We start from the raw sequence: 24,313 nt of genomic DNA on the forward strand, positions 1-24,313 counted from the left end.
CGCGGGTGGCGGGGTCGGCGGCGCGGGGGAGGCGGCGCTGCGGGCGCTGACCAAGCTCGACCGGGTGCTGCCCGTCCGGCTGCGGCACGAGGTGCGGGCGCTCGCCGGCTCGGTGGAGTCGTTCGACGGCGGCCGCCCCCCGGTCGACCCCGAGGTGGTCATGACGCTGGCCCGGGCCTGTCGCGACGAGGTCGAGGCCGGCTTCGGCTACCCGTCCGGCGGCCTCCGGCGGCGGGTCGAGCCGTACCGGCTGGTCGTCTCGGATCGGCGGTGGTATCTGTTCGCCTTCGACCTGGACCGGGACGACTGGCGCAGCTTCCGCGTCGACCGGATGACCGAGGTGGCCGCGCGGACCTGGCGGTTCCGCCCGCGCCCGGCGCCCGACGCGGCGGCCTTCGTGCAGCAGGGCGTGGCGAGCCGGGTCTACCGGCATCGGGCCCGCTTCCTCGTGCACGCGCCGGCCACGACGGTACGCGCGCAGATACCGGCGTCGGCGGGCGTCGTGCTGCCGCTTCCGGACGGGCGGTGCGAGGTGGAGAGCGGCGCCGGGAGCCTCGACTTCGTTCTCCTGCACATGGTCCTGTTAGGACACGACTTCGAGGTGCTCGACCCGCCCGAACTGAAAGAACGGTGCGGCGTCCTGGCGCGTCGGCTGCTCGCGGCCCGATGATCACGTCATGACTGACGCCGAACACGCCACCAAGATCCTTCTGTCCGAGTCGGAGATGCCGCGCCGCTGGTACAACATCGTGCCCGACCTGCCCTCGCCGCCACCGCCGGTGCTGCACCCCGGCACGCTGCAACCGGTCGGGCCGGACGACCTCGCGCCGCTGTTCCCGATGGCCCTCATCGAGCAGGAGGTGACCGCGGAGCGCTACGTGGACATCCCGGAGGAGGTGCTCGACGTCTACCGCCTCTGGCGTCCGTCGCCGCTCTTCCGGGCGCGCCGGCTCGAGAAGGCGCTCGGCACCCCCGCGAAGATCTATTACAAGTACGAGGGTGTTTCGCCGGCCGGGTCGCACAAGCCCAACACCGCGGTGCCGCAGGCCTTCTACAACGCGGCCGCCGGGGTACGCCGGCTGACCACCGAGACCGGCGCCGGCCAGTGGGGCACGGCCCTGGCGTTCGCCGCGGCGCAGTTCGGCCTCGAGTGCGAGGTCTGGCAGGTGCGCGCGTCGTACGACCAGAAGCCGTACCGGAAAATCATGATCGAGACGTTCGGCGCGACCATCCATCCGTCGCCGTCCGACCTCACCGAGGCCGGCCGCAGGATCCTGGCGGCCGACCCGGACTCGCCCGGCTCGCTCGGCATCGCGATCAGCGAGGCCGTCGAGGTGGCGGCGCAGCACCCGGACACCAACTACGCGCTGGGCAGCGTGCTCAACCACGTGCTGCTGCACCAGACCATCATCGGCGAGGAGGCGCTGCTCCAGCTCGCCAAGGTCGGCGCCACCCCCGACGTGATCGTCGGCTGCACCGGCGGCGGCTCCAACTTCGCCGGCCTCGCGTTCCCGTTCCTGCGCGAGAAGCTGGCCGGGCGGATGTCCCCGACGATCCGGGCGGTGGAGCCGGCCTCCTGCCCGTCGCTGACCAAGGGCGTCTACGCGTACGACTTCGGCGACACCGCGGGGATGACGCCCCTGATGAAGATGCACACGCTGGGCCACGACTTCATCCCCGACCCGATCCACGCCGGCGGCCTGCGCTACCACGGAATGTCGCCGCTGATCTCGCACGTCTACGAGCTGGGCCTGATCGAGGCCGTCGCCAAGACGCAGAAGGAGTGCTTCGAGGCGGGCGTGCGGTTCGCCCGCAGCGAGGGCATCATCCCCGCCCCCGAGCCCACGCACGCGCTCGCCGCCTGCGTCGAGGAGGCGCTGCGCTGCAAGGAGACCGGCGAGGAGAAGGTGATCCTCACCGCGCTGTGCGGCCACGGCCACCTGGACCTGCCCGCGTACGGCCGCTTCCTGGCCGGCGACATGGCCGACCACGAGCTCTCCGACGAGGCCGTTCAGGCCGCGCTGGCCGGCCTGCCCGCGGTGCCGGCCTGACCGGCACGCCGCCGGCGTGGGCGCCGCCCACGCCGGCTCAGCCGGCCCGGAAGCTCGCCCGGTAGGACTGCGGCGGGACGCCGACGATGCGGCGGAAGTGCGGGCGCATCGCCACCCCGTCGGCGAAGCCGCTGGCCCGGGCCACCGCGTCGATCGACAGCGCGGTGGACGACAGCAGCTCCTGGGCCTGCAGCACCCGCTGGTGCAGCAGCCACTGCAGGGGCGAGCAGCCGGCCGCCTCGCGGAACCGGCGGTCGAAGGTGCGCCGGCCGACGTGGGCCTCGGCGGCGAGCCGGCCGACATCCAGGGCCGGGTCGCCGAGGTGGCCCAGCGCGTGCCGCATGGCGTCGGCGACCGCGTCGCCGGCCGGCAGGTGCGGGACCGGCCGGTCGACGAACTGGGTCTGGCCGCCGGACCGGTGCGGCGCGACGACAAGCGCTCGGGCCGCCGTGTTGGCCACCTCCGGGCCGTGGTCACGGCGCAGCAGGTGCAGGCAGGCGTCGAGCCCGGCGGCGCTGCCCGCGCTGGTCACGACGCTGGTCTCGTCCACATAGAGCGCATCGTCGACGACCTCGATGCCCGGATGGCGCCGGCGCAGTTCGGGCAGGTACTGCCAGTGGGTGGTGGCGCGCCGGCCGTCGAGCAGGCCGGCCTCGGCGAGCACGAACGCGCCCAGACAGAGCCCGACGACGGTCGCGCCGTCCTCGTGGGCGCGGCGCAGCAGACCGAGGAGCTCCGGCCGGGTCGGCGGGCCGCCGGGCGGCCGCCAGCCGGGCACGATGACGGTCGCGGCGTCGCCGAGCGCCTCCAGCGCGTACGGCGTGGAGATCGTGATGCCCGCGGTCGTGCGCAGCGGCCCGTCGTGCTCGCCGGCGACGCGCACGTCGAAGACCGGCCCGCCGTGGCTGGCCCCGAACACGCGCGGCGCCACCGCGACCTCGAGCATCGGGGCGTCGTCGCCGACGATCACGCCGACGGTGGCGGGGTTGCGGGTCATGGCTTGAACCTATCGCAGCATGTCTTTCAAGCCACTGCCGGTACCGGGGGAGGGGCCGCAGGATGGGGGCATGACCTTCGCGATCCGCTCCTTCGGCGGCCCCACCGTCTCGTTCACCCTCGGCGGGCTCACCTTCATGACCGACCCCACATTCGACGAGCCGGGCGACTACCCGAACGGCGACCGCAAGCTGACCAAGACCGCGCCGCCGGCCGGCCGGCCGTCGGAGGCGGGCGAGGTCGACGTGGTGCTGCTCTCGCACGACGAGCACCCCGACAACCTCGACCGGAGCGGCCGCGCGTTCGCCGCCACCGTGCCGCTCGTGCTGAGCACCCCGGCCGCCGCCGGGCGGATGGGTTCGCCGGTGCGCGGGCTGTCGCCATGGGAGAGCACGGCCCTGCGCGGCGGCGTGACCGTCACCGCCGTGCCGGCGCAGCACGGCCCGGACGGAACCGAGCACCTGACCGGGCCGGTCACCGGCTTTGTCCTGCACGGCGAGGGGCTGCCGACCGTGTACGTGAGCGGCGACAACGCCTCGCTGCGGGTGGTCCGGGAGATCGCCGCGAAGTTCCCGTCGATCGACGTCGCGGTCCTGTTCGGCGGCGCGGCCCGCACCCCGCTGGTGGGCGACGTCAACCTGACCCTCGACGCCGCGGGCATGGTGGCGGCGGCCCGCATCCTGGGCGAACCGGCCGTGGTCGCGGCGCACGTCGACGGCTGGGCACATTTCACCGAGAGCCGCGCCGACGTCAGCGCGGCCTTCGCCGAGGCGGGGCTGAGCCTGAGTCCTGTTCTCTAGGCGCAGGCCACGCAGCAGCGGGCGAACGGCCGCGCGGCGAGCCGCTCCTCGGCGATCGGCCGCCCGCATCGTTCGCAGACGCCGTAGGTCGCCGCATCCACCCGGCGCAGCGCGTCGTCGACCTCCGCGACCCGGTCCCGGGCGGCGGCCAGCAGCGCGGTCAGCTGGGCCCGCTCGAAACCGATGGTGGCGCCCTCCGGGTCGTGCTCGTCGTCGGCATTCGAATCCCGCGACGCCGTGAACAGCGCCTCGAGATCCTGGGCCAGCGCCGCCGCCTCGGCCTCCGCGCGTGCGCGTATGCGCAGCAGCTCGTCCCGGACCATCTCCGCAGCATAATGACCTCGGCGGCGCCGACCCCATGATCGGTCCGGTTCGGTTGGAGGGCGGATGGAATTCAACGCGTGAACCTGGGCATCCGATCAATGGGAATCGATCCGAGTGCCGTGTTCTCCCCGGCTTCGCCGAGCCGGCCCCGGAGCACACCGGGTACGTCGGAAGCGTGACGGTGTGCGGCGTGGCCGCCGGGCGCGAGGTGGCCGTGAGACCGTTCGGGGGTTGGCGGACCCTACGAGCGGGGAGATCCGATGGTCACGGTCCCGGCGGGCAGCACGCTCCTGCTGCGGTGCCCGGGTGAGCAGCCGCTCGCGCTGATCACGATGGCCGAGATCAGCGCGGCGTTCGTGGCCGAGCTGCCGCCGATCCCGGTGCTCGGCCCGGACGGGCCGGGCACCCGCCGCTTCGGCATCCTCGAACTGGTCAGCAGCGCCGGCGTCACCTGGGTCGAGGCGGAACTGCGCGACGGCATCCTCACCCGCACCGGCGACCCGCCCACCGACGTGGTCCAGCGACGCGGCGCCGCCCGGCGCCCCGGCACGTACGCCGCGACGGGCACCGTCCAGCTCGACTCCGAGCCGGGCCGCCGGCTGGTGGCGGTGTCCGGCCAGGTCGAGGACGTGTCCACCAGCGGCCTGCTGCTGCGTGCCGCGCCCGCCGACGGCGTCCACCTGCCGCCCGGCATCGTGCGGACGCTGCTGCACATCGACATGCCGTGGGGCGAGATGGCGGCGACGGTCACGACCGTCGACCAGCGGGCCGACCAGTTGCGTGGCACGTACGAGTGGATGGGCCCGGCCGACGAGGCGGCGCTGCGCGCCTTCTGCTCGGCGCGCTGAGTGGGTCAGCGCGTTCGCATTCGCAGCAGCTCCGCCGCGTCGTGGAGGAAGCGGTCCTCGGCCGCGGCGGCGGCCGGTGACACGTCCCGCAACGACGGGAAGTTGTGAATCAGCCCGGGCTCGCGCCGATGCATCACCGCCACGCCGGCGTCCCGCAGGCGTGCGGCGTAGGCGTCACCCTCGTCGCGCAGGGGATCGTGTTCGGCGGTCACGACGACCGCGGGAGGTAGACCCGCGAGGTCCGCGCGGAGCGGACTGGTCAGCGGCGAGTCCCGGTCGCCGGGATCGGGCAGCCACATCGCGATCCACCGGCGGAGGACGTCGGCGTCGAGCAGCCAGCCCCGCCCCTTGTCCTCGACGCTGGCGGAACGAAGCGCGGGGTCGGCGTTCGGGCAGACCAGCAGCTGCGCCAGGAGCGGGACCTCACCCCGCAGCCGCAGCGCCGTCAGGATCGCGATCATGCCGCCCGCCGAGTCGCCGGCCACCGCGACCCGGGCGCCGGTCGCCGCGATCTGCGTGACGACGCCGGCCGCGTCGTCGACCGCCGCGGGCCACGGATGTTCCGGGGCGCGCCGATAGTCGACCGCGACGACGGTTGCCGACGTGGCCGCGGCGAGCCGCCTCGCCTGGGCGTCGTGGGTGTCGAGATCGCCCAGGACGAAACCGCCGCCGTGCAGGTGGACGACGACAACGCCGGCGCCCGGCTGGTACACCCGGACCGGAACACCGGCCATCGTGGTGTCGGCGCTGGGCATGTCCGGCCCCGGCCTGCGTCTGCGTGCTCGTTCGTTCGCGGCCCGGCGCAGCGTCGCCACGTCGGTCTCGGCGGCGGGCTCCGCGGCGGCGGACCTCAGCAGCGCGGCAAGCTGTTCGTCGGCGATCCCATCGTTCGACACCGGCCAATGCTATGCATCGGTGATCTCGCGCAGGCGGCGGCGCAGGAACGCCCGCTCCGGGCCGTTGCCGGCGAGATCGAGCGCCTGCCGGTACGCGTCCGCGGCCTCCGCCGTCCGGCCCAGCCGGCGCAGCAGGTCACCGCGGGCCGCGGGAAGCAGGTGATATCCGGCCAGCCGCCGGTCCGCGACCAGGGCGTCCAGCAGCGCGAGCCCGGCGCCGGGGCCGTCGACCATGGCGACCGCCACCGCCCGGTTGAGCTCGACCAGCGGCGAGGGCGCCACCGTACGAAGGACGTCGTACAGCGCGACGATCTGCGGCCAATCGGTGGTCGCGACGGTCGCCGCCTCGTCGTGCACGGCCGCGACGGCGGCCTGCAGCGCGTACGGGCCGGGCCGGCCGCCGGTCAGCGCCCGCACGACCAGCCGGCGACCCTCCTCGATCTTGACGGGGTCCCACCGCGAGCGGTCCTGGTCGTCGAGCAGCACCAGGTCGCCGCCGGGGTCCACCCGGGCGTCGCGGCGGGCGTCGATGAGCAGCATGAGTGCGAGCAGGCCGGCCACCTCCCGCCGGCGGGGCATGAGGCGGTGCAGGATCCGGGCCAGCCGCACCGCCTCGTCGGCGAGTTCCGGGCGCATCAGCGCGGGGCCGCCGGTGGCGGCGTACCCCTCGGTGAAGATCAGATAGATCACCCGGAGCACCGCCGGCAGCCGTAACGGCAGCTCGGGGCCCCGCGGCACGCGGAACGGGATCCGCGCCTCGCGGATCTTGCGTTTCGCGCGGACCAGCCGCTGGGCCATCGTGGCGTTCGGGGTGAGGAACGCGCGGGCGACCTCCGCCGTGGTGAGGCCGCCGAGGCAGTTCAGCGTCAGCGCGGTCTGCGCCTCGAGCGCCAGCGCCGGGTGGCAGCAGGTGAAGAAGAGGTGCAGCCGCTCGTCCGGCATGTCGTCCGGATCGCCCCGGCCCGGATTGGGCTCCGGCGGAGGCGGCTCGTAACGGTCCGCCTCCACCTGCAGCAGGGCCAGCTTCGCGGCCAGCACCTTGTCCCGGCGCAACAGGTCGACCGCCCGGTGGCGGGCCGTGGTCAGCAGCCACGCCGCCGGGCGGTTGGGCACCCCGTCCCTCGGCCACCGCTGCAACGCCGTGGCGACGGCGTCGGCGGCGACCTCCTCGGCCAGGTCAAGGTCGCCGAGGGTACGCACGAGCGTGGCCAGCAGGCGCCCCCACTCCTCGCGGAAGACCGCCTCGACCGAGTCGGCCGCCGTACCCATCGGTCACCCCCAACGTCAGGACGCGTCGAACTCCATGATCGGCCGTACCTCGACCGACCCGTACTTCGCGCCCGGGCACTTCGCCGCCCAGTCGATCGCCGCGTCCAGGTTGGGCACGTCGATCAGGTAGTAGCCGCCGAGCACCTCCCGGGTCTCGGCGAACGGCCCGTCGGTGACCACCCGCTCGCCCCCCTTGACCCGTACGGTGGTGGCCGTCCTGCTGTCCTGCAGCGCCTCGCCGCCGGGGCTGGCCCCGGCCTCGTTGATCGCCTTGCTGTACGCCCAGTACTCGTTCATCACCTGCTCGGCCTCGGCCGGGTCGGGCGCGCCGGTGGATTCCTCGCCGTAGATCAGCAACAGGTAACGCATGATCGTCTCCCTCGCGTCGGGTGGCCGCCGATCGGCCCTTCCATCGTGACGACGATCGGGCCCGGCGTTATCGACAGCTCCTGCGAGAAAATCTTCCACCGGTTCGGCGCCGCCCACAGGACCCCGTCCGGCCCGAAGCCCCCGCCGCACGGCCGAACGCGACGACGCGGCGGGCCGGTCCCGCCAGAAGGCGCGGCACGGAGGCTCAGGATCTGGAGCGTGCCGGCCTCAGCCGGCTCGCTGCGGCGCTTTCTCCTCCAGCGGGCCGGCCTCCTTCAGCAGGTCTTCGGCGGTCTCGGCCCGGGATGGTGGCATTCTCAGCCTCGGCGGCGGTAGCGGCAGCGAGGCCGCGCGCATCTGGTTGAGCGAGGTCCGCAGGGCCCGCCGCAGGTAGCCGGTCAGCGGCTTCTCCACCAGGCGGTGCACGGCCCATGCCAGCGCCAGCATCAGGACCGCCGTCCCGATCAGGACGAGCCAGGCGGGCGGCCGGAAGGCGACATAAACGGTCCGGATCACCGTGTAGCCGATCCGCTGGTGCAGCAGATACAGCGGGTAGGTCAGCGCGCCGGCGGTCGTCAGCCATCCCCAGCGCACGCGGTTCAGCCAGCCGAGGGCGATCGCCATGATGATTGCGTACGCCACCGTGATGATGACGATTCCCGGCCAGGTCGGATAGTCTCCCAGCTTTTCCACGCGGCGGGTCACCGTGTGCATATTCACGATCCAGGTGAATGCGACCATCGCGAACAGCAGCGGCGACCGGCCGAAGCGATGGATGAGATACATCAGAATCCCGGCCACGAAGTAGCCGGCGTAGTTGGGCACGGCCACCGCGTTCAGCAACGGGCTCGCCAGCATCGGGCTCAACACCGACACGGTCATCCAGGCGGCGCAGAAGAACACGACGCGGCGATAGGTCAGGCCGAGCATGACGGGAATGACGAAGAGAAGGTAGAAACGCAGCTCGACGAAGAGCGTCCAATAGACGCCATCGATCGATCCGACGCCCATGGGCTCCTGCACCATGGTCAGGTTCATCGCGACCCCGACCGGCGTCGGGTCCACCAGCCCCCAGATGCCGCCGCTGAGCGGGGCCGCGACGGCGACGAGCGTGGTGAGCAGGACGGCGACCCAGTATGCCGGGTAGAGCCGGCTGACCCGGGAGGTGAAGAAGTCTCCCAGCCGGCGGCCCCAGCTGCTCATGCAGATCACGAACCCGCTGATCACGAAGAACACCTCGACGCCGAGGCATCCGTACACGGCGTACTTCCAGTCCGCGGGCAGGAAGTAGGACGGGGGGTGCACGCCGTCGAGCCGCCAGGCCACGGTGTAGTGGAACACCATCACCGACACGGCGGCCAGGAACCGCAACCCGTCCAGCGCCGCAAGCCGTGGGCGATGGTCGCGTGACTCGTTGTTCATTATTTCCATTCTTCGGGCATCGTCCGGCGCGAGCGACATGAAAGCAGCCCCACGCAAGCCGACGGCACGGCGGACGGAGGGGGCGGGCGCGCACGCAGGAAACGAAGCAGCGAGCATAGTCGTTCGTCTAACTCTTCGCGGTCCGCATCTGCGGGATCGCCGCTAACGCCGGGCGGGCCGGCGCCATTCGCCGTTCACGCGGTGACCGGCCGTCCCAGGCGGGCCAGGTCCACGACGAGCGCGCCGATGTTCCACGCGTCGTCGTCCCCGCGGATGCGCCGGCGCTCGACCCGCCGCCAGTCCCGGGTGTCGACCACGCAGATCCCGATCTCGATGATCTCGCTCGACTCGCCCCACGGCGGGCCGTCGGCCCAGCAGGTCGCCTCGACGTCGACGACGTTGAGAAACCGTTCGAATGCCTCATCCACGGTGGAGCACTCTAAAGCATCGCGCCCGCGGGCAATGTCCTGAATTTGTTTCGCCACCCGGGCCTCAATGAGCAATTTTCAACCTGGCCCGGGCCGGAGGTATCCGGGCCGTCGACCTCCGCCGGGCGCTGCCGCCCGGGCCACGTTGAAAAGGCTCAATGGTGGTCTGTCGCCTTTCGCGCGACGACGAGCCAGTGGCGGTGAATGCCGTCCCGGTGCCGGCCCAGGGTGGTCAGGGGCATCGTTTCCACGGTGAAGCCGGCCGTCGTCAGGTCGTCGCGAACGGCGCGGAACCCGGTGGTCCGGTAGTACATGACAAACGGCGGGCGCCACACGGCGTTGCGGATTCGCATCGCCATGTCGAATCCGAGCATCACCCAGTACGGGATCGAGGTGACCGGCGGCGGCGCCCAGATCGGAAAGGCGAAGATCCCGCCGGGCCGCAGCGTGCGGTGCACGCCCGCGAAGAGCGCGGGCCGTTCCGCCGGCAGGAAATGACCGAGCGCCCCGAAGGTGACCGCGAGGTCGAAGCCCTCGGCGAACGGAAGAGCGCGGACATCGGCCCGTACCAATGTGGAATCCGGGTGGGCGCCGCGCGCCCGCGCGAGCATGCCGGCGCTGAAGTCGACACCCGTGATCCGTCCCCGGCACAGGGAACGGAGAACCGGCAGGCCCGCGCCCGTGCCGCAGCACACGTCCAGCCCGTTGCCGAACGGGCCGAGCCCGGACATCGCCCGGACGGTCGCCTCGAGAATGCTCTCCGGCGTACGGAATGGGGTGTGGTCGAACTTCGGGGCCAGGAGGTCGTAACCGCGCTCGACGGAGGACAACGCCTGGATGCTCAGTTCACGCAGGGTCGGGCCGGGTGACGACATCACCGGCCGAGGGTACCCGCGGCGGCCACGGGAGGCGGCGACGACGCCGTCCCCCCGGGGTGCCCGCCTCGCCCGCCATCGACGTACGCCATAGTGCAATCGCACGATCTGGCGCGACCTTTGCGACGGGGAGGGGCCTCGAAATGGCTTATGACGCGTTCATCTCCTACAGCCATGCCGCCGACGGGGCACTCGCACCGGCATTGCAGCGCGGCCTGCAGCGGCTGGCGAGGCCCTGGCACCAACGGCGGGCGCTCGAGGTGTTCCGCGACCAGACCGGCCTCGGGGTCAGCCCGGCGCTGTGGTCGTCGATCCGGACGGCCCTCACCGGCTCGCAGTACTTCGTCCTGCTGGCCTCCCCGGAGGCGGCGGAGTCCAGCTGGGTCAACCAGGAGATCGAGGACTGGCTCGCGCAGCACCCGGTGGACCGGCTCCTCCCGGTCGTGACGTCCGGGGAATGGGTGTGGGACACCGCCCGGGGTGACTTCGACTGGGAGCGGTCGACGGCCGTGCCGGCCGCCCTGCGCGGCGCGTTCCGCGAGGAGCCTCGCCACCTGGACCTGCGCTGGGCCCGCTCGGAGCGCGAACTCGACCTGCGCCACGGCCGGTTCCGTGAGGCCGTCGCCGAACTGGCCGCCTCCATGCACGGCATGAGCAAAGAGGATCTCGACAGCGAGGACGTGACCCGGCATCGCCGGGTGGTCCGGCTGCGCCGCGGCGTGCTCGCGGTCGTGGGCGTGCTCGTCATGCTGGCGATCGGCACCGGCTGGCTCGCGGTGCGCAACGCGCGTACGGCGGCCGCGTCGGCGGTCGAGGCGTCGCGGCAGCAGCAACTGGCCGGACGACAGCGCGACTCCGCCGCGGTCTACGCGGCCGAGGCGCGACGTCAGCAGCAGATCGCCGCGGACGAGCAGGATCTCGCTCAGCAGGCCGCCGCGGACGCCGGCCGGCAGCAGAACAACGCCGCGGAGGCCACGGCCACCGCGAGCGAGCAGCAGGCCCGGGCCGATCGCGCGGCCGTCGAGGCCGGGCGTCAGCGGGCCCTGGCCGAGGAGCAGCAGCGCAAGGCGGCGCAGGCCGCGGCCGACGCCCGCGAGCAGCAGGCTCGGGCCGATCGCGCGGCGGCCGAGGCCGGGCGTCAGCGGACCCTCGCCGCCGAGCAGCAGCGCAAGGCGGCACGGGCCGCCGCCGAGGCGCGGCGGCAGGAGAAGGAGGCCCGCGTGCAGCAGCGGGCCGGCATCAGTCAGCGCCTGATCGGCCAGGCCGACGCCGCCCGGCAGCGCGATCCGCGCACGGCGACGCTGCTCGGCCTCGCCGCGGCGCAGATCCGCCCGGGCGGCCGGGCCGAGGCCGGGCTGGTCAACACCTTGGCCGGAACCCGCTACGCGGGGACCCTCGCCGGCCACACCGGATCGCTGACGGCGACGGCGTTCAGCTCCGACCGGCGCCTGCTGGTGACCGGGAGCGCGGACCGCACCGTACGGCTGTGGGACCTTCCCGAGCGTGGCGCACCCCGGGGCCTGGCCCGGCTCACCGGCCACACCGACACGGTCGAGGGCCTCGCGCTCAGCAGGGACGCGACGGTCCTGGCCACGGGCAGCCGGGACGGGACCGTGCTGCTGTGGGACCTTCGCGACCGCCGGCACCCGCGCCGCCTGGCCCGGCTCGCCGAGCACACCGACGCCGTGACCACGGTCGAGCTCAGCGCCGACGGGCGCACCCTGGTCAGCGGCAGCTGGGACGGCACCGAACTCGTGTACGACCTGGCCGATCCCCGGCATCCGCGCCGCCTGGCCCGCCTGGCGGACGACGGCGCGCAGGTGACGGACGCGGCGCTCAGCGCCGACGGGCGCACCCTGGTGACCAGCAGCTGGAACGGCGTCGTGGTGTGGGACCTGAGCGACCGCGCCGACCCGCGCCGGCTGGGCGCGCCGGCCGAACTCTCGCACTCGACGGTCAAGCTGGCGCTGAGCGCGGACGGGCGTACGCTCACCGCCGGCCAGGAGAGCCGCCCCGTCTCGGTGTGGGATCTCGGTGACCGCGGCAACCCCCGCCGGGTGGCCCAGCTCACCGACGGCAGCGGGTGGGTGAACGCGCTCGCGCTCAGCGCGGACGGGCACACCCTCGTGTCCAGCTATGCGAACCACGTCGTGCTGGGGTGGGACCTGACGAACCCCGGCAGGCCCGTCCGGATCGCCCGGCTCTCCGACTACTCCGGGCCGGTGAACTCGATCGGCCTCAGCGCCGATGGGCGGACGCTGGCGATGGAGGGCCGCAACTACACCGAGCAGTTGTGGGATCTGAGCGACCGCACCGGTCCTCGACGCGTCGCGCAGGTGACCGGCCTCGGTGACGAGGTGAGCGGGGTCGCCCTCAGCGCCGACCGACGGATCTTCGTCACGGGAAGCTGGGACGGCACCGCCTCGGTGTGGGACCTGTCCAGGCCCGCCGCCCCCCGCCGGCTGGGCCGGCTGGAGGGCCACCTCGACTCGCTCGACGCGGTCGCGCTCGGCGACGACGGGCGTACCGTCGTCACCAGCAGCGTCGACGTCGTGCGCCTGTGGGACACCGCCGACCTCTCCGTCAGCCGCGCCGTCGTCACGATGGCCGGTGGAACGACGTCGGTGGCCGCGGTCGCGCTCAGCGGGGACGGACGACTGCTCGCCGTGGGCCTCGCCGACGGGGTGGTCCAGGTGTTCGACGTGTCCGACCGCCGGGCGCCGCGCCGCCTGGCCCGGTTCGAGGGGGTCGGCGACGGGGTGGAGGCGATGTCGCTCAGCGCCGACGGGAAGACGCTCGCGGTCGGCAACGGCAGGAAGGTTCAGTTGTGGGACCTGACCAGGCCCGCGTCTCCCCGGAGGGCGGCGCTGCTCAGCGACTCCACCGGCGCCCTGGAGGAGCTGTCGCTGAGCGCCGACGGGCGAACCGTCGCCACCGCCGGCTCGTTCGGTGTGGTGCTGCTGTGGGACACGGCCGACCGCCACCGTCCCCGGCTGGTCGCCCAGATCGTCGGCGAGCCCGGCTCGACCGAGGCGGTGACGCTCAGCCCGGATGGACGCACCCTCGTCAACACCGGTGAGGACACCATTCTGCTGTGGGACCTGACCGACCGCAGCAACCCCCGCCGCTTCGGCCAACTCGACGCCCGGGTCGGCTCGATGTCCGACATGGCGTTCAGCGCCGACGGAAACAGCCTGGCCGCGGGCTCGGGCCGCACCGCCGGCGTGTGGGACCTGGCGCACCTCAACGGTCTCCGGCGCCACGTGGTGGAGCGCGCCTGCGCGGTCAGCGGCGGCCCGACCCGCGAGGATTGGGCACGCTACGTGCCCGAACTGCCGTACGAGGAGACCTGCCGGTAGGGGTGGTCATCGGCCGGTGGCGCAGTCGGCGGGCGGGGCGGGTTGCGGTCTGTCGTCGCCGACGAAGGTGATGGGCCGCTCGAGGGATAGCTCCCGGGTCGTGCCGATGCCCAGCCAGCTCACCCTGAACCGAAGGGTTTCGACGGACATGGTGCTGTTCTCCGACAACCCGGGCCAGCAGGACATGTCGAGCGACCACAGCACGGTCGCGACCTCCCCGGGACCCAGCGTCACCCGATCCCGCGGGGCCGAGACCTCCCCGAAGTCCTGGTAGCCCGCCACGAAGGCGACCCGCTGCCCGTGGAGCCAGCCGGCCATCTCGGTGAGGTCGAGGCCGCCGACGGTGATGGGCAGGTGGCCCTGGTTGCTGATGCTGAAGGTGGCGCTGACCGTGTCGGCGGGTTTTCCGCGCACGATCATCCGGGTGGTCTCCACGCCGTCGTCGGCCCAGGACATGCCCTTTCCCGGACCGCTCAAGCCGCCCTCAGCGAGCCGAGGGCTGCCCCACCACGCGAAGGTTCCGCCGCCGGCGGCAACCAGCAGCACTGCGGCGATCACCGGCCACAGGCGCGGCGTTCGCCGCGGTGGCGGTGCCGTCTTGTCACCCTGCGGCGAATTCATCCGGCCCCCTGTCTGCACGTCCCGCGACCTCGTCGCGATGATCATGCAGCATCGATGCCGGGCCTCCGGCGGCGGCCAAAGATACGATTCAGTCATGATCCTTCCGAAGGTCCGGGATCCCCGCTTCGTGACGATCCGCCGCGGCGGGACGCTCACCGATGACGACCACCGGCTCCTCGCGCTGTGGGCGGCCTCGTGCGCCGAGCATGTCCTCGGCCTCTTCGAGGCGGCCCGGCCGGAGGACCCGCGGCCGCGTCACGCGATCGAGCACGCCCGGGCCTGGGTGCGCGGCGAGGTCAGGATGATGGAGGCCCGCGCCGCGGGCGGCCACGCGATGGGCGCGGCCAGGGACCTGCGCGGCGCGGCTAGGCACGCCGCGTACGCCGCCGGGCAGGCCGCGGTGGTCGCGCACGTCGCCGCGCACGAGCTCGGCGCCGCCGCGTACGCGATCAAGGCCGCACGCGCGGCGGCGCCGGACGGCCGGGACGAGACCGCCGGGCGGGCCGAGTGCCGGTGGCAACGCGACCGGCTCCCGGAGGCGATCCGCGAGCTCGTCCTCGACGACCAGCGGCTGCGCAACGACATCTGCTGGTCGGTGTTCGACTGCTGACGCGTCAGGGCTTCGGCCCGGGCGGGCTCAGCACGTCGCGCGTCGCCGGCCTCCCGCCGGGGAACGACGCCACGTCCCAGAGGCGTACGGTCTGGTCGGTTCCGGTGGTTGCCAGGATCCCGTTGTCGCGGCTGAAGGCGATCGCGTTGACGGCACCCGTGTGACCCGTCAACGGGTCCCCGGCGGCATGCAGGGCCGGGAGTTCCGCGGTGTCCCACACCCGTACGGTGTCGCCGGCGGCCGCGGCCGGATACCTGCCGTCGCCGCTGAACGCCAGGGCGTTGACCGCGACCGGGCGGTTCGTCACACCCCGGCGGGCCGGCAGCGCCCTCGGCGGCGCGTCGAGCGACGGCCCGCCGGACGGCGACGGCTTCCACAGCCGCACCCGGCCGTCGGCGGACGCCGCCGCCAGCCGGCCTCCGAGAGGGCTGAACGCCAGCGGGTAGGGGACCTGGCCGGACTCGGGTGGCGCCTCGGCCCGCTCGGTCACCGCCGGCGCGGGCACGGTTCCCAGCGATCGCCGGGTCGCCGGATTCCACAATCCGATCGCGCCGTCCCACCCGGCCCCGGCGAGAACCGAATCCTCGCGGCCGAACGCGATGCCCCGCTGCGGCACCAGGGACTCCCGGAGCGTCTCGCAGGTGATGTTGGGTGAGTTGTACTTCTCGCCCCTCAGCGACAGCAGCAGCGGGGGCTTGCCCGGAAGCTGTTCGTGGTCACGATGGCAGTAGGGCATCGCGGCGATAACGTGCGGCCCCGCAGCCGGCGCGCGGCCCTGCCGCGGACCGAGGCCGGCCCGGTCCTGCACCGAAATGTCAGCGCCGCGTCGAGCGCCGCGGTGCCGCGACCAGCACCAGGCCCGCCGTCCGCAGGTCCGTCGACGAGGCGTCCATCGTGGACGCATCTTGGCCCGGCGTCGCGATCAGGCCGGCTCCCAGGACGGCCGCCACGGCGAAGATCAGCAACGACAGGCGTGCGGGGAGCCGCCACCACGCCGCCGCCCGGCCCGGCGCCGGCCGCCGGATGCCCAGCTCGAGCCGGAGGCAGACGGCCACCAGCGCCAGGCCCACCCTGAAGAACTCGGTGGGGGACATCAGCGTGGTGATCACGATGATCCCCGCCGCGATGGTCCAGGTCGCCGCCGGGTAACTCGCCCGTTCCGGGTCCCGCCACCAGGACACGGCAAGCCACCCGACCCCCAGGGCCAGGGCCGGCATCACGACGTACGAATAAATGGAGATCGTTCCGAGGACCACCTGCAACGGGGCCGCGGCGATGAGCCCGGTCGTGGTCGTCAGCGAGTACCTGGCCACCGCGAAGGCCTTGACCAGGAACACCACCACGAGCAGGACCGAGCCCACGGCGGTCGCCTGCCCCAGGTCGATCGGCAGGCGCCGGTCACTCGGCCCCGGCGCGGGATCCGCCGGAGGGGCCTCGTCGCGCCGTGGTCCAGGTTTGCGCCTCGGGGCCCCGACTTCCGACTCACTGCAACACCCTGGCCGATCGGTGCCGGGCGGCATAAGTAGCGATTGTCACCAGAAGCGTGAGCGGGCCTCGAACCCGTGCCGTGCCGTACGGTCGGCTCATGGCCGGAGCTACGCCGCTGACCTATCCCGGTGCCCTCGCTGTCCTCGGCCGTCACTCGCCGGCCGCCGTGGAGGTGCTCGACCGGGTCGCCGGTGCCGGCATTCTGCTGGGTGCGATCGTTCACCCGCCGGCACTCGGCATGGTGGACGCCAAGCAGGAGGCCGGCCGGCTCGTACGGGATCTGCTCGGCCCGGTGCTCGAACGCGTGCGCGGCACGTACGGGCGCAGCCGGCACGAACTGATCGCGGCGGCGCACACGACCCTCGTGGTGGCGGCGCTCTTCGACGCGCTGCGGCAGACGATCGGCCCGCTCTACGACGCGCTGGAGGTGACCGACGCGGAGAAGCTGCGGCTCGCCACCGCTCGCGGAGAGATGATCTCGCAGTCGGGCTGGGTCGACCAGCTGGCCGGGGCCGACCTCGCGCTGCCGTCGCCGACCGCCGGTTTCGAGGAGAACCTGAACGACAGGCTCGCCCCGCAGGTGGCGGGGCTGGTCGACGGGGCACTCGCCTTCTTCGAGGGGCTGCGCGCGTGGAACCAGCGGAGCCTGGGCGCGGACATCGTGCCCCGCACCGTCGCCCGATGGCGGGACATCTACCGCGACATGTACCTGCGGCTCAGCTCCGACGTGCCGGAGTTCTTCGTCTGGGCCTCGTTCGGGGAGCACGCCGCCACCCGCGACGAGCTGCGCCGGGTCAACGCGCGGCTGTCCGAGGTGCTCGACCGGGCGTCCGAGGCGATGGGCCAGTTGCACGACATCCTCGTCGCGGGCGCCGCGGTCGACCGGCCGCGCCGCGGCACCATCCGGGCGGGGCTCGCCCGGAGCGCCGCCGCGGTGCTCGACCAGCCGCTGTTGCGTTCGTCGAAGCCGCCGGGCGGGGTCTCGCTGCCGACGGTCGCCGAGGGCTTCGTGACCCCCCGATTCCGGTACGCGGTGGCCTCCGGCCCGTCCGCCGGCGCCATGTCGCAGGAGCAGTGGTGGGACGACCGGCCGGTGCGCGACGGGCTCGACGTCTTCCTCGCCGCCTGCCTCGCCCACCCCGACTCGGCCCGGCTGCCGCTGATCGTGCTCGGCCATCCCGGCGCCGGGAAGTCCCTGCTCAGCGAGATCCTGGCGGCCCGGCTGCCGAGCGAGCGGTTCGCCGTCGTGCCGGTGCAGTTGCGCCGGGTCAACGCCGACGACCGTCTGATCGTCCAGGTCGAGACCGCGCTGCGCGACACCCTGCACGAGCAGGTCTCCTGGGGTGCGCTGGCGGACGAGAGCGCCGACGTCACGAGGGTGATCGTCCTCGACGGCTTCGACGAGCTGATCCAGGCTACCGGGACCACGCAGTCGAGCTACCTCACCGAGGCCGCGCGCTTCCAGGCGGAGGAGCTCGCGCTGGGCCGGTCGGTGGCGGTCATCGTGACCTCGCGGACGATCGTGCTGGACCGGGCGCGGGTGCCGGACGGCTCCCTCGTGATCAAGCTGGAGGAGTTCTCGGAGGAGCAGATCGGTCAGTGGCTGACGGCGTGGAACCGGGCCAACGCGAGAACGGCGCGGTTCCGCGAACTCGGCACCGGCGAGATGCTCCGGCACGGCGCCCTGGCCCGCCAGCCGCTGCTGCTCACCCTGCTCAGCATCTATCACGCGGACCCGTCGGCGGCCCGGCTCGACGGCGACGGCATGTCGACGGCGACCCTCTACCGGATGCTGCTGGACAACTTCATCCACCGGCAGGTCGCCGACAAGCCCGACCGGACGCCGAGCGACGACGTGCTTCCCCGGCTGCTCGGCGACGCCCGGTGGCGGCTCAGCATCGCCGCCTTCGCCATGTTCAACCGGCGCAGCCAGTACGTCGGCGACCAGGACCTGGAGCGGGACCTCGAGGTCTTCCTCGGGCGCGGACGCGACCCGGCGTCGGGGTTCGACCTGCCGGCCGGGCGGGCCCGGCAAACCGTTGCCGGGTTCTTCTTCGTCCACGTCGCCCGCGCCGACGAGCGGACCGACCACGCTCGCCGCACGTACGAGTTCCTGCACGCCACCTTCAGCGAATACCTGATCGCCGAACGCGCCCTGATCCTGCTCGACGGGTACGCCCAGCGGCGCGAGCTGTACCGGTCGGATCCGTCCGCGCACGAGGCGCCGGACGACAGCATGCTGCGGGCCCTGCTCTCCTACCAGCCGATGAGCCTGCGCCGCGCGATCCTGGACTTCGGCCGGGGCCTGGTGGCGCGGTACCCGGCGACGCGCCTCCCGGCGATGCGGGCGGCGGCGGGGTCCCTGCTGGCGTTGGCGCGTACCAGGGCGTTCGGCCGCCTGGCCTACCACCCGGCGCCGCCCGACGTGGTCGACGCGGCCGCCGCCTACACCGCCAACCTGACGCTGCTGGCCGTCCTGCTCGCCGACAGCCCGGTGTCTGTGGAGTCTCTCGCGCCGCCCGGCGCCGACGCGCGCCACTGGTGGCGGTCGACGGTGCGGCTGTGGCAGGCGGGCCTGGACGAGGAGTCCTGGGAGAGCCTGGAGAGCTCCCTCCAGGTCGGGCGAGTGAGCCTGTCCCTCAGCGTGCGGGACGGGGGAGCCGCCGGCCAGTTGTCACTCCCATAGCCACGGTCGCGGCTGCCGCCCGCTCTCATAGTCCCCGGCAACCCGCCGAAGCAACTGCCCGGTGCGGTCGGCGTCGAGGGCACTGCGCCAGATCACGCCGAACAGGTCTGCGTATAACCCGACGCGCACCGGGTCGTCGAACAGGACGTCGCCGGAGACGAGCTCGGCATAGACCAGTTCCCGGTCCACGAGCAGGTAGCCGTGCGGGCAGAGGGACAGACGCTCGAAGGGCAGTATCCGGACCCTGATGTGCGGGCGCCTCGCCAGTTCCGCGAGCCGGCGGACCTGCTCCGACATCGTCTCGACACCGCCGAAGGACCGATACAGGGTCGACTCGTCGAGCACGACCATCAGCTCCGGAGGATCGGATCCGTCGAGGATGCGCCTCTGGCGCTCGAGCCTCAGCTCCACTCGCAGTCCCACGTCGAACTGTTCGGTGCTTTCGCGTGCGTAAAGCTCGCGCCCGGTGCTGATCACGGCCTCGGCGTAACCCGGAGTCTGCAGCAGGCCGGGGATCACGCTCGTCGCGAAGTCACACAGCTTGTCGGCATCGGACTCCATGCCGACGATGTCGGCGTACACCGACGACATGACCGTCCGATACTCGTACCACCAGCCGCGGGCGCGTGACGCGTCGTTGCGGCGCAGCATCTCCCGCGTGGCCGCCTCGCCCATGCCGAACAGCCGGGCCAGGGCGCGCAGATCATTGGCGACGATCCCGACGTCGCCGTTCTCGATGCGCGCGACCTTGGAGAGCGACCACTCCATCCGCTCCGCGACCTCGATCTGCGTCAGCCCCGCGACCTCCCGCGCGCGCCGCAGGTCGGAGCGCAGCATGCGGGCGGCGCGGATCGGGCCGGGCTCACGCGTCGCCACCCTCGAAGCCTATCCTGACGGGTGTGAATCCTTCGGGCCGGCGCGTGCGCGCGGCTGCGCCGGACGACCGGGTGCGTGGCTCCTATTTCGTGTTCGCGGACGGCCGGCTGTCGCGGGTGGACACCGGAAGCAGCCAGGCCGAGCTCGTCGCCGAGGTGCCGAACATCCGGGAGATCGCACAGGGCGGGGGCGACGGACGGCTGAAGGGCAAGGAACTCGAGATCACGCTGTACGTCCACGGCCCGTGGGTGTGCGTGACCGAACGTTTCGGCACGAACGCGTCGCTGGTCAACACCGCCACCGGGGCGGTCCGTGAGCTCGGCCGCGCCGACTACCACTCGAACGTGTCCAGCTACTCCGTAGGCTTCCTCGATCGGGACGGACGCACCCTGCTGGTCTCGCAGACGCAGTGGAACCGGCTGGACATCGTCGACGCCGAGACCGGCGCGAACCTGACCGAGGGCCGCGACTACATCGACTATTTCCACTCGCTGCTGCACGTCTCGCCCGACTCCCGCCACTTCCTGAGCAACGGCTGGGTGTGGTCGCCCGCGGACATGGTGCGGGTCTTCTCCACCGAGGCGTTCCTGACCGGCTACGAACCGACCGGCATCCCGGTCGGAACGATCTTCGGCTACAACTGGGACCGGCCGTGCGCGTTCGTCGGCGACCGGACCTTCGTGCTCGCCCTGGACGACAGCGTGGACAGCTTGGACGAGGAGGAGGTCGCCGAATACACGTACCGTCAGCTGGCTTTCTTCGAGATTCCGGACCTGCCCCGGGCCCACCCCGCGGACCGCTGGCTGGAACCCGCCCGGCTGGTGGACTGCGACGTGTTCCCGCGCAACCAGTACGGCGAGGTCAAGGGCGAGCTGCACCACGACCCCGAGTCGGGTCACCTGATCGCCCTGACCGCCGGCGAGGGCTGCTTCGTCGTCTCGCTGGACGGCGACGTCGTCGCCCGCCTGCCCGACATCAGCGCCGCGAGCCCGCCGTCGCACGGCGACTTCGGCAGCAGTTACAGCGGCACCGGCGGGTGGTCCTTCGCGCCGGAGCACCGGGTGTTCTACCGCTGGATCGACGGTGCGGGCATCGAGGAACGCCCCCTGCCGGCGTAGAACAGAGCCAGCTGGCCGGCCGACGGACTCCCTGACAGGGTCACGCGGCTCCGGCACTCCGACGGGAGACACGATGGGAATGTGGGCCAGGCTCAACAGGCCACCCGACATGCGTCTCCGCCTCAAGGTCGTGGCGATCGGGTGGGTTCTCATCGGCGCCGCCGGGGCGTGCATGGCAGGTGTCGCCCTGATACCGGACCTGCGCGCCGCGCACGGCGGCGGCGCGACCGGCGCGTTCACCCTGACGGAACCGCAGGGGTGTGACCGCTACGAGCCGCCGCGCCGGTGCGGCTGGTTCGGAGACTTCGTCAGCGACGACGGCAGGACCGTTCGCCGGCACATGGACCTCGCCGATGGGCTACCACCGGGCGCCCAGGTCGGTGACACGGTCGCCGCCCGCGACACCGGCAGCCTTGCCGCGATCTACCCGACCGACGACGAAACGACCTGGCGCACGACGGCGGCCTTCTTCGCCGGGTTCTCCGGCGCCTTCCTGATCGGAATCGTCGCGCTGCAACCATGGAAATGGCGAAACCGCTGAAGAAGGAGCCGCAGCGCCTGACGAACGAAACCGTCGACCGACCGTGACACCGACCGGCCATCCTCGCCGTGCCACAGCACACCCGCCGTTCCGCCCGGTAGCGTGGCAAGCAGGGGTCACGGCAATCGTGGTGAGGCGGGTGGCCGATCCCGGACAACCCCTGTGGGAGCGCGAATGTCGCATCGGCAGATCTCGGCCCGGCAGACGAATCCGGTGGCGCGCGACTACGGCGGACCATTCGCGCAACCCATATCGCCCGGTGCGTGACGACACTTTCACTGACCAAGTGCCGGCCCCATTCCACCTGCCGAGTGGCAGCCCATTCCACTTGCCGAGTGGCAGCCTATCTCACCCACCAAGTGACGGCCCATTCCACTCGCCGTGCAGCAGGCTGATATCACCCGCCGTGTGGCGGCCGATAACGTCGATCCCGTGGCGGCGCATTTCACCCGCTGTGTGGGCGTCGCATATCGGCACAGTGGACAATGAATTCCGTTTGGCTCTGGGCTGGCGTTCGCACGGTGACCGTCACGGACCCGGCAATATTCGATAAGGTCGAGTGTTACCGCGCCCACCGATTCACGGCGGCCACCCGATTTCAGGAAGAAACCACCACCGGGACCCGACCGCGACAGAAGTAGTGCCGGACGCCCCACCCGAGAATCAGGCGGCGAGGGTGTCGGGCACCCCAGCCGCGACCGTCGAGGCGCCGCCATCGGTTGTGACACGGGCCGTATCGGCACCGCAGCCGCCGGCGAGGACGCCACCGGTGCTGGCGCTGGCGGTGCCGGTGCCGGTGACGCCGTCCACGGCCGACGAGGCGATGTCCGAGGTAGTAACGCCTGCCGGGAGACGTGCCCCGCCGGCAGTGACAGGCGGACCGGCGACCGAGATGCACGTGGTTGCCGGCGCGGTGCCGGTGCCGCCGGTCGTTGCGGCGGCTTGGCCGGTTGCGGTGCGAGACCGGGACGCGACGCAGTGGACACTCGCGGTGCGGCGGGCGCTCGCGATGCAGATAGCGGCGCGGGTGCGGCGGGCGCTCGCGGTGCAGAGGGTGACGCGGGTGCGGCGGGCATTCGCGGTGCAGATGGCGGCGCCAACCCATTTCGGCATTACCGTTCGCTGGGGTCGCCCTGACAATTCCGATACAGCGCGCCGCTCACCGACATTGAAGGTTCGGCCAACCTGTCATGTCGCTGACAAATCGTCGATGGTTCATCACCATGCGTGAGTGAGGGTCATTGCGGGACGCAATCTAGGCGTCGCGGCGGTGGAAGGCGGCGGTGGCGGCGGCCAGCAGGAGCACGGTCCACCCGGCCATGACCAGGGCCCCCGGTACCGTGCCGAGGCCACCCTCGGTGGCCGGGACCCCGCCGAACAGCCGGCGCCCGGCCATGTCGGGCATCCAGAACCCGAGCGGACTGATCTTGCTGAGCAGCAGGGAGAACGACACCACGGAACTGTTCACGACCAGCACCACCAGCGGAACGACGCCGCTGCGGGTGAAGACCGTGATCGCGAGTCCGATGAGGCCGCTGAGGATCCAGTAGAGGGCGGCACCGAGACAGCGTGTTATCGCCTCGCGGACGTTGACGGTCTCGCCGATCATCAGGCGGGCGGTGCCGATCGTGAGGGGCATCGTGACCGCGGCGATCGCGGCGATGGACAGGGCGACGACGATCGCCTTCGCGGCCAGGGTCAGCACGCGGTCCGGCACCGCGGCGAGGCTGGTGGTGATCTGCCGCTCGCCGGCGTACTCGCTGCTGAAGACGGTCACCCCGATGACGGTGGCGCCGACCGTGCCCAGCGGCATCGCGGCGAACGCGACCTCGAGCGGCGCGGTGAAGGCAGCGGCGCCCGGGTCGGCGTGCACCGCGTACGCATTGAGGACGGTGATGAGCAGCGAGCCGAGCAGGGCGACGGCGGCGCCGGCCCACGATGCCGGCAGGGTCCGGATCTTGCGCCACTCGGCGGAGGCGGCTCGTGACGCGGAGAGGACGCGTGTCGGGTTCATCGTCCGGCTCCGATCAGGGCGAAGAAGGCGTCCTCGAGCGTCGCGTACCCGGCGGTGATCCGGGAGAGCGGGCCGCCGGCCATGATCCGGCCCGCGGCGATGACGACCAGGTCGTCGGCCACCTCGGCGACCTCGCTCATCAGGTGGCTGGAGAGCAGGACCGTGCCGCCGGCGGCGGCGTGGTCGCGCAGCAGGCCCCGCATCCAGCGGATGCCCTCCGGGTCCAGGCCGTTCGCGGGCTCGTCGAGCACCAGGGCGGCCGGTTCGCCGAGCAGCGCCGTGGCCAGGCCGAGGCGTTGCCGCATGCCCAGGGAGAATCGGCCGACCCGGGTACGCCCGGTGTCGGCGAGCCCGACCCGCTCGAGTACCTCGGTCACCCGGGCGCCGGGGATGCCGTTGGACCGGGCCACCCAGCGCAGGTGACCGCGGGCGGTGTGCATCCGGTGCGCGCCGGAGCCGCCCAGCATCGAGCCGACCGTGCGCAGCGGTTCGCGCAGGCTCCGGTACGGGCGCCCGCCGACCAGCGCGGTGCCGGAGGTGGGCCGGTCCAGGCCGAGCAGGATGCGCAGGGTGGAGGATTTGCCCGCCGCGTTCGGGCCGAGGAAGCCGGTCACCCGTCCCGGCTCGGCGCGGAAGGTGACGTCGGCGAGCACGGTGCGTCCGCCGTGCCTCTTGGTGAGTCCGTTGATCGAGAGCATGCCGCCATTCCAATCGGGAACTCC

At 72.5% G+C, this 24,313-nt stretch carries 24 protein-coding genes; 10 read left to right on the forward strand and 14 right to left on the reverse strand.

Features of this window, described 5'->3' with window-relative positions; genetic code table 11:
- Both AB0F10_RS23555 and AB0F10_RS23560 read left to right on the forward strand, forming a co-directional pair.
- Positions 1-670: WYL domain-containing protein (locus AB0F10_RS23555; RefSeq protein ID WP_360628761.1), on the forward strand; the 670-nt coding region annotated here is incomplete at its 5' end.
- A gap of 7 nt (positions 671-677) precedes the next feature.
- The gene (locus tag AB0F10_RS23560) at positions 678-2,051 is read left to right on the forward strand and encodes a TrpB-like pyridoxal phosphate-dependent enzyme (RefSeq protein ID WP_360628764.1); all 1,374 of its coding nucleotides are present in this window, start codon (positions 678-680) and stop codon (positions 2,049-2,051) included.
- A 37-nt stretch (positions 2,052-2,088) separates the two neighbouring features.
- Here the strand turns inward: AB0F10_RS23560 and AB0F10_RS23565 are convergent, their stop codons facing one another.
- Positions 2,089-3,048 carry a helix-turn-helix domain-containing protein gene (locus AB0F10_RS23565; protein ID WP_360628767.1) on the reverse strand — a complete coding sequence of 320 codons (960 nt, stop codon included), beginning with the start codon at positions 3,046-3,048 and terminating at the stop codon, positions 2,089-2,091.
- Positions 3,049-3,118: 70 nt separating this feature from the next.
- Between AB0F10_RS23565 and AB0F10_RS23570 the strand changes: the two genes are divergently transcribed.
- Complete coding sequence (locus tag AB0F10_RS23570; protein ID WP_360628770.1) at positions 3,119-3,847, forward strand: MBL fold metallo-hydrolase; 729 nt, start codon at positions 3,119-3,121, stop codon at positions 3,845-3,847.
- On the opposite strand, the gene AB0F10_RS23575 is transcribed toward AB0F10_RS23570, so the two are convergent.
- Positions 3,844-4,170: a TraR/DksA C4-type zinc finger protein gene (locus AB0F10_RS23575; protein WP_360628773.1), complete on the reverse strand. Its 327-nt coding sequence runs from the start codon at positions 4,168-4,170 to the stop codon at positions 3,844-3,846. The two genes, AB0F10_RS23570 and AB0F10_RS23575, sit on opposite strands and share 4 nt — an antisense overlap.
- A 261-nt stretch (positions 4,171-4,431) precedes the next feature.
- Between AB0F10_RS23575 and AB0F10_RS23580 the strand changes: the two genes are divergently transcribed.
- On the forward strand, positions 4,432-5,019 hold the full coding sequence (locus AB0F10_RS23580; protein WP_360628776.1) for a hypothetical protein: 588 nt from the start codon (positions 4,432-4,434) through the stop codon (positions 5,017-5,019).
- A gap of 5 nt (positions 5,020-5,024) precedes the next feature.
- Here the strand turns inward: AB0F10_RS23580 and AB0F10_RS23585 are convergent, their stop codons facing one another.
- The 6 genes from AB0F10_RS23585 to AB0F10_RS23610 form a co-directional block, all read right to left on the reverse strand.
- A complete protein-coding gene (locus AB0F10_RS23585) occupies positions 5,025-5,915 on the reverse strand; it encodes an alpha/beta hydrolase (RefSeq protein ID WP_360628779.1) in 891 nt (296 codons plus the stop codon).
- Between the two features lie 9 nt (positions 5,916-5,924).
- Positions 5,925-7,184, reverse strand: a complete 1,260-nt coding sequence (locus AB0F10_RS23590; RefSeq protein WP_360628782.1) for an RNA polymerase sigma factor — start codon at positions 7,182-7,184, stop codon at positions 5,925-5,927.
- Positions 7,185-7,199: 15 nt separating this feature from the next.
- Entirely contained in the window at positions 7,200-7,553 is a 354-nt protein-coding gene (locus tag AB0F10_RS23595) for a YciI family protein (RefSeq protein ID WP_360628785.1), read from the reverse strand.
- 228 nt (positions 7,554-7,781) lie between these two features.
- On the reverse strand, positions 7,782-8,975 hold the full coding sequence (locus tag AB0F10_RS23600; protein ID WP_360628788.1) for an acyltransferase: 1,194 nt from the start codon (positions 8,973-8,975) through the stop codon (positions 7,782-7,784).
- 194 nt (positions 8,976-9,169) lie between these two features.
- On the reverse strand, positions 9,170-9,403 hold the full coding sequence (locus AB0F10_RS23605) for a hypothetical protein (RefSeq protein WP_360628791.1): 234 nt from the start codon (positions 9,401-9,403) through the stop codon (positions 9,170-9,172).
- A gap of 155 nt (positions 9,404-9,558) precedes the next feature.
- Positions 9,559-10,278: a class I SAM-dependent methyltransferase gene (locus AB0F10_RS23610; RefSeq protein WP_360628855.1), complete on the reverse strand. Its 720-nt coding sequence runs from the start codon at positions 10,276-10,278 to the stop codon at positions 9,559-9,561.
- A 143-nt stretch (positions 10,279-10,421) separates the two neighbouring features.
- On the opposite strand from AB0F10_RS23610, the gene AB0F10_RS23615 reads away from it, so the two are divergent.
- Positions 10,422-13,637 (forward strand): TIR domain-containing protein, encoded by a 3,216-nt coding sequence (locus AB0F10_RS23615; protein ID WP_360628794.1) that lies wholly within the window; start codon positions 10,422-10,424, stop codon positions 13,635-13,637.
- A gap of 6 nt (positions 13,638-13,643) precedes the next feature.
- Here AB0F10_RS23615 and AB0F10_RS23620 read toward each other — a convergent pair whose 3' ends face one another.
- The gene (locus AB0F10_RS23620) at positions 13,644-14,258 is read right to left on the reverse strand and encodes a hypothetical protein (protein WP_360628797.1); all 615 of its coding nucleotides are present in this window, start codon (positions 14,256-14,258) and stop codon (positions 13,644-13,646) included.
- Positions 14,259-14,352: 94 nt separating this feature from the next.
- Here AB0F10_RS23620 and AB0F10_RS23625 point away from each other — a divergent pair, with 94 nt between their 5' ends.
- A complete protein-coding gene (locus tag AB0F10_RS23625; protein ID WP_360628800.1) occupies positions 14,353-14,868 on the forward strand; it encodes a putative immunity protein in 516 nt (171 codons plus the stop codon).
- 4 nt (positions 14,869-14,872) lie between these two features.
- Here AB0F10_RS23625 and AB0F10_RS23630 read toward each other — a convergent pair whose 3' ends face one another.
- Together AB0F10_RS23630 and AB0F10_RS23635 are read right to left on the reverse strand one after the other, a co-directional pair.
- Positions 14,873-15,604, reverse strand: coding sequence for a hypothetical protein (locus AB0F10_RS23630; RefSeq protein ID WP_360628803.1), 732 nt, complete (start codon positions 15,602-15,604; stop codon positions 14,873-14,875).
- Between the two features lie 79 nt (positions 15,605-15,683).
- Positions 15,684-16,229, reverse strand: coding sequence for a hypothetical protein (locus AB0F10_RS23635; protein ID WP_360628805.1), 546 nt, complete (start codon positions 16,227-16,229; stop codon positions 15,684-15,686).
- A 224-nt stretch (positions 16,230-16,453) separates the two neighbouring features.
- On the opposite strand from AB0F10_RS23635, the gene AB0F10_RS23640 reads away from it, so the two are divergent.
- Positions 16,454-19,042: a hypothetical protein gene (locus tag AB0F10_RS23640; protein ID WP_360628808.1), complete on the forward strand. Its 2,589-nt coding sequence runs from the start codon at positions 16,454-16,456 to the stop codon at positions 19,040-19,042.
- Here the strand turns inward: AB0F10_RS23640 and AB0F10_RS23645 are convergent.
- Positions 19,031-19,918, reverse strand: coding sequence for a helix-turn-helix transcriptional regulator (locus tag AB0F10_RS23645; protein WP_360628811.1), 888 nt, complete (start codon positions 19,916-19,918; stop codon positions 19,031-19,033). The two genes, AB0F10_RS23640 and AB0F10_RS23645, sit on opposite strands and share 12 nt — an antisense overlap.
- A 23-nt stretch (positions 19,919-19,941) precedes the next feature.
- Here AB0F10_RS23645 and AB0F10_RS23650 point away from each other — a divergent pair, with 23 nt between their 5' ends.
- From AB0F10_RS23650 to AB0F10_RS23660, 3 genes are all read left to right on the forward strand, one after another.
- A complete protein-coding gene (locus tag AB0F10_RS23650) occupies positions 19,942-21,036 on the forward strand; it encodes a hypothetical protein (protein WP_360628814.1) in 1,095 nt (364 codons plus the stop codon).
- Between the two features lie 109 nt (positions 21,037-21,145).
- Positions 21,146-21,577 (forward strand): hypothetical protein, encoded by a 432-nt coding sequence (locus AB0F10_RS23655; RefSeq protein WP_360628817.1) that lies wholly within the window; start codon positions 21,146-21,148, stop codon positions 21,575-21,577.
- A 769-nt stretch (positions 21,578-22,346) separates the two neighbouring features.
- Positions 22,347-22,808 (forward strand): hypothetical protein, encoded by a 462-nt coding sequence (locus tag AB0F10_RS23660; RefSeq protein ID WP_360628819.1) that lies wholly within the window; start codon positions 22,347-22,349, stop codon positions 22,806-22,808.
- Positions 22,809-22,832: 24 nt separating this feature from the next.
- Here AB0F10_RS23660 and AB0F10_RS23665 read toward each other — a convergent pair whose 3' ends face one another.
- Both AB0F10_RS23665 and AB0F10_RS23670 read right to left on the reverse strand, forming a co-directional pair.
- Complete coding sequence (locus AB0F10_RS23665; protein ID WP_360628822.1) at positions 22,833-23,591, reverse strand: ABC transporter permease; 759 nt, start codon at positions 23,589-23,591, stop codon at positions 22,833-22,835.
- Positions 23,588-24,289 carry an ATP-binding cassette domain-containing protein gene (locus AB0F10_RS23670; protein ID WP_360628825.1) on the reverse strand — a complete coding sequence of 234 codons (702 nt, stop codon included), beginning with the start codon at positions 24,287-24,289 and terminating at the stop codon, positions 23,588-23,590. Before AB0F10_RS23670 ends, AB0F10_RS23665 begins: the two co-directional genes overlap by 4 nt.
- Between the last annotated feature and the right edge of the window lie 24 nt (positions 24,290-24,313).

Origin of the sequence: Actinoplanes sp. NPDC026623, from assembly GCF_040638275.1 — a bacterium.
Classification (GTDB): domain Bacteria; phylum Actinomycetota; class Actinomycetes; order Mycobacteriales; family Micromonosporaceae; genus Actinoplanes.

Coding starts and splice junctions, on each gene's coding strand:
- AB0F10_RS23590 (WP_360628782.1), bottom strand. CDS start 7,184: ATGGGTACGGCGGCCGACTCGGTCGAGGCGGTCTTCCGCGAGGAGTGG.
- AB0F10_RS23625 (WP_360628800.1), top strand. CDS start 14,353: ATGATCCTTCCGAAGGTCCGGGATCCCCGCTTCGTGACGATCCGCCGC.
- AB0F10_RS23580 (WP_360628776.1), top strand. CDS start 4,432: ATGGTCACGGTCCCGGCGGGCAGCACGCTCCTGCTGCGGTGCCCGGGT.
- AB0F10_RS23620 (WP_360628797.1), bottom strand. CDS start 14,258: ATGAATTCGCCGCAGGGTGACAAGACGGCACCGCCACCGCGGCGAACG.
- AB0F10_RS23560 (WP_360628764.1), top strand. CDS start 678: ATGACTGACGCCGAACACGCCACCAAGATCCTTCTGTCCGAGTCGGAG.
- AB0F10_RS23615 (WP_360628794.1), top strand. CDS start 10,422: ATGGCTTATGACGCGTTCATCTCCTACAGCCATGCCGCCGACGGGGCA.
- AB0F10_RS23665 (WP_360628822.1), bottom strand. CDS start 23,591: ATGAACCCGACACGCGTCCTCTCCGCGTCACGAGCCGCCTCCGCCGAG.
- AB0F10_RS23610 (WP_360628855.1), bottom strand. CDS start 10,278: ATGTCGTCACCCGGCCCGACCCTGCGTGAACTGAGCATCCAGGCGTTG.
- AB0F10_RS23640 (WP_360628808.1), top strand. CDS start 16,454: ATGGCCGGAGCTACGCCGCTGACCTATCCCGGTGCCCTCGCTGTCCTC.
- AB0F10_RS23655 (WP_360628817.1), top strand. CDS start 21,146: ATGCGTCTCCGCCTCAAGGTCGTGGCGATCGGGTGGGTTCTCATCGGC.
- AB0F10_RS23570 (WP_360628770.1), top strand. CDS start 3,119: ATGACCTTCGCGATCCGCTCCTTCGGCGGCCCCACCGTCTCGTTCACC.
- AB0F10_RS23630 (WP_360628803.1), bottom strand. CDS start 15,604: ATGCCCTACTGCCATCGTGACCACGAACAGCTTCCGGGCAAGCCCCCG.
- AB0F10_RS23575 (WP_360628773.1), bottom strand. CDS start 4,170: ATGGTCCGGGACGAGCTGCTGCGCATACGCGCACGCGCGGAGGCCGAG.
- AB0F10_RS23595 (WP_360628785.1), bottom strand. CDS start 7,553: ATGCGTTACCTGTTGCTGATCTACGGCGAGGAATCCACCGGCGCGCCC.
- AB0F10_RS23565 (WP_360628767.1), bottom strand. CDS start 3,048: ATGACCCGCAACCCCGCCACCGTCGGCGTGATCGTCGGCGACGACGCC.
- AB0F10_RS23600 (WP_360628788.1), bottom strand. CDS start 8,975: ATGAACAACGAGTCACGCGACCATCGCCCACGGCTTGCGGCGCTGGAC.
- AB0F10_RS23670 (WP_360628825.1), bottom strand. CDS start 24,289: ATGCTCTCGATCAACGGACTCACCAAGAGGCACGGCGGACGCACCGTG.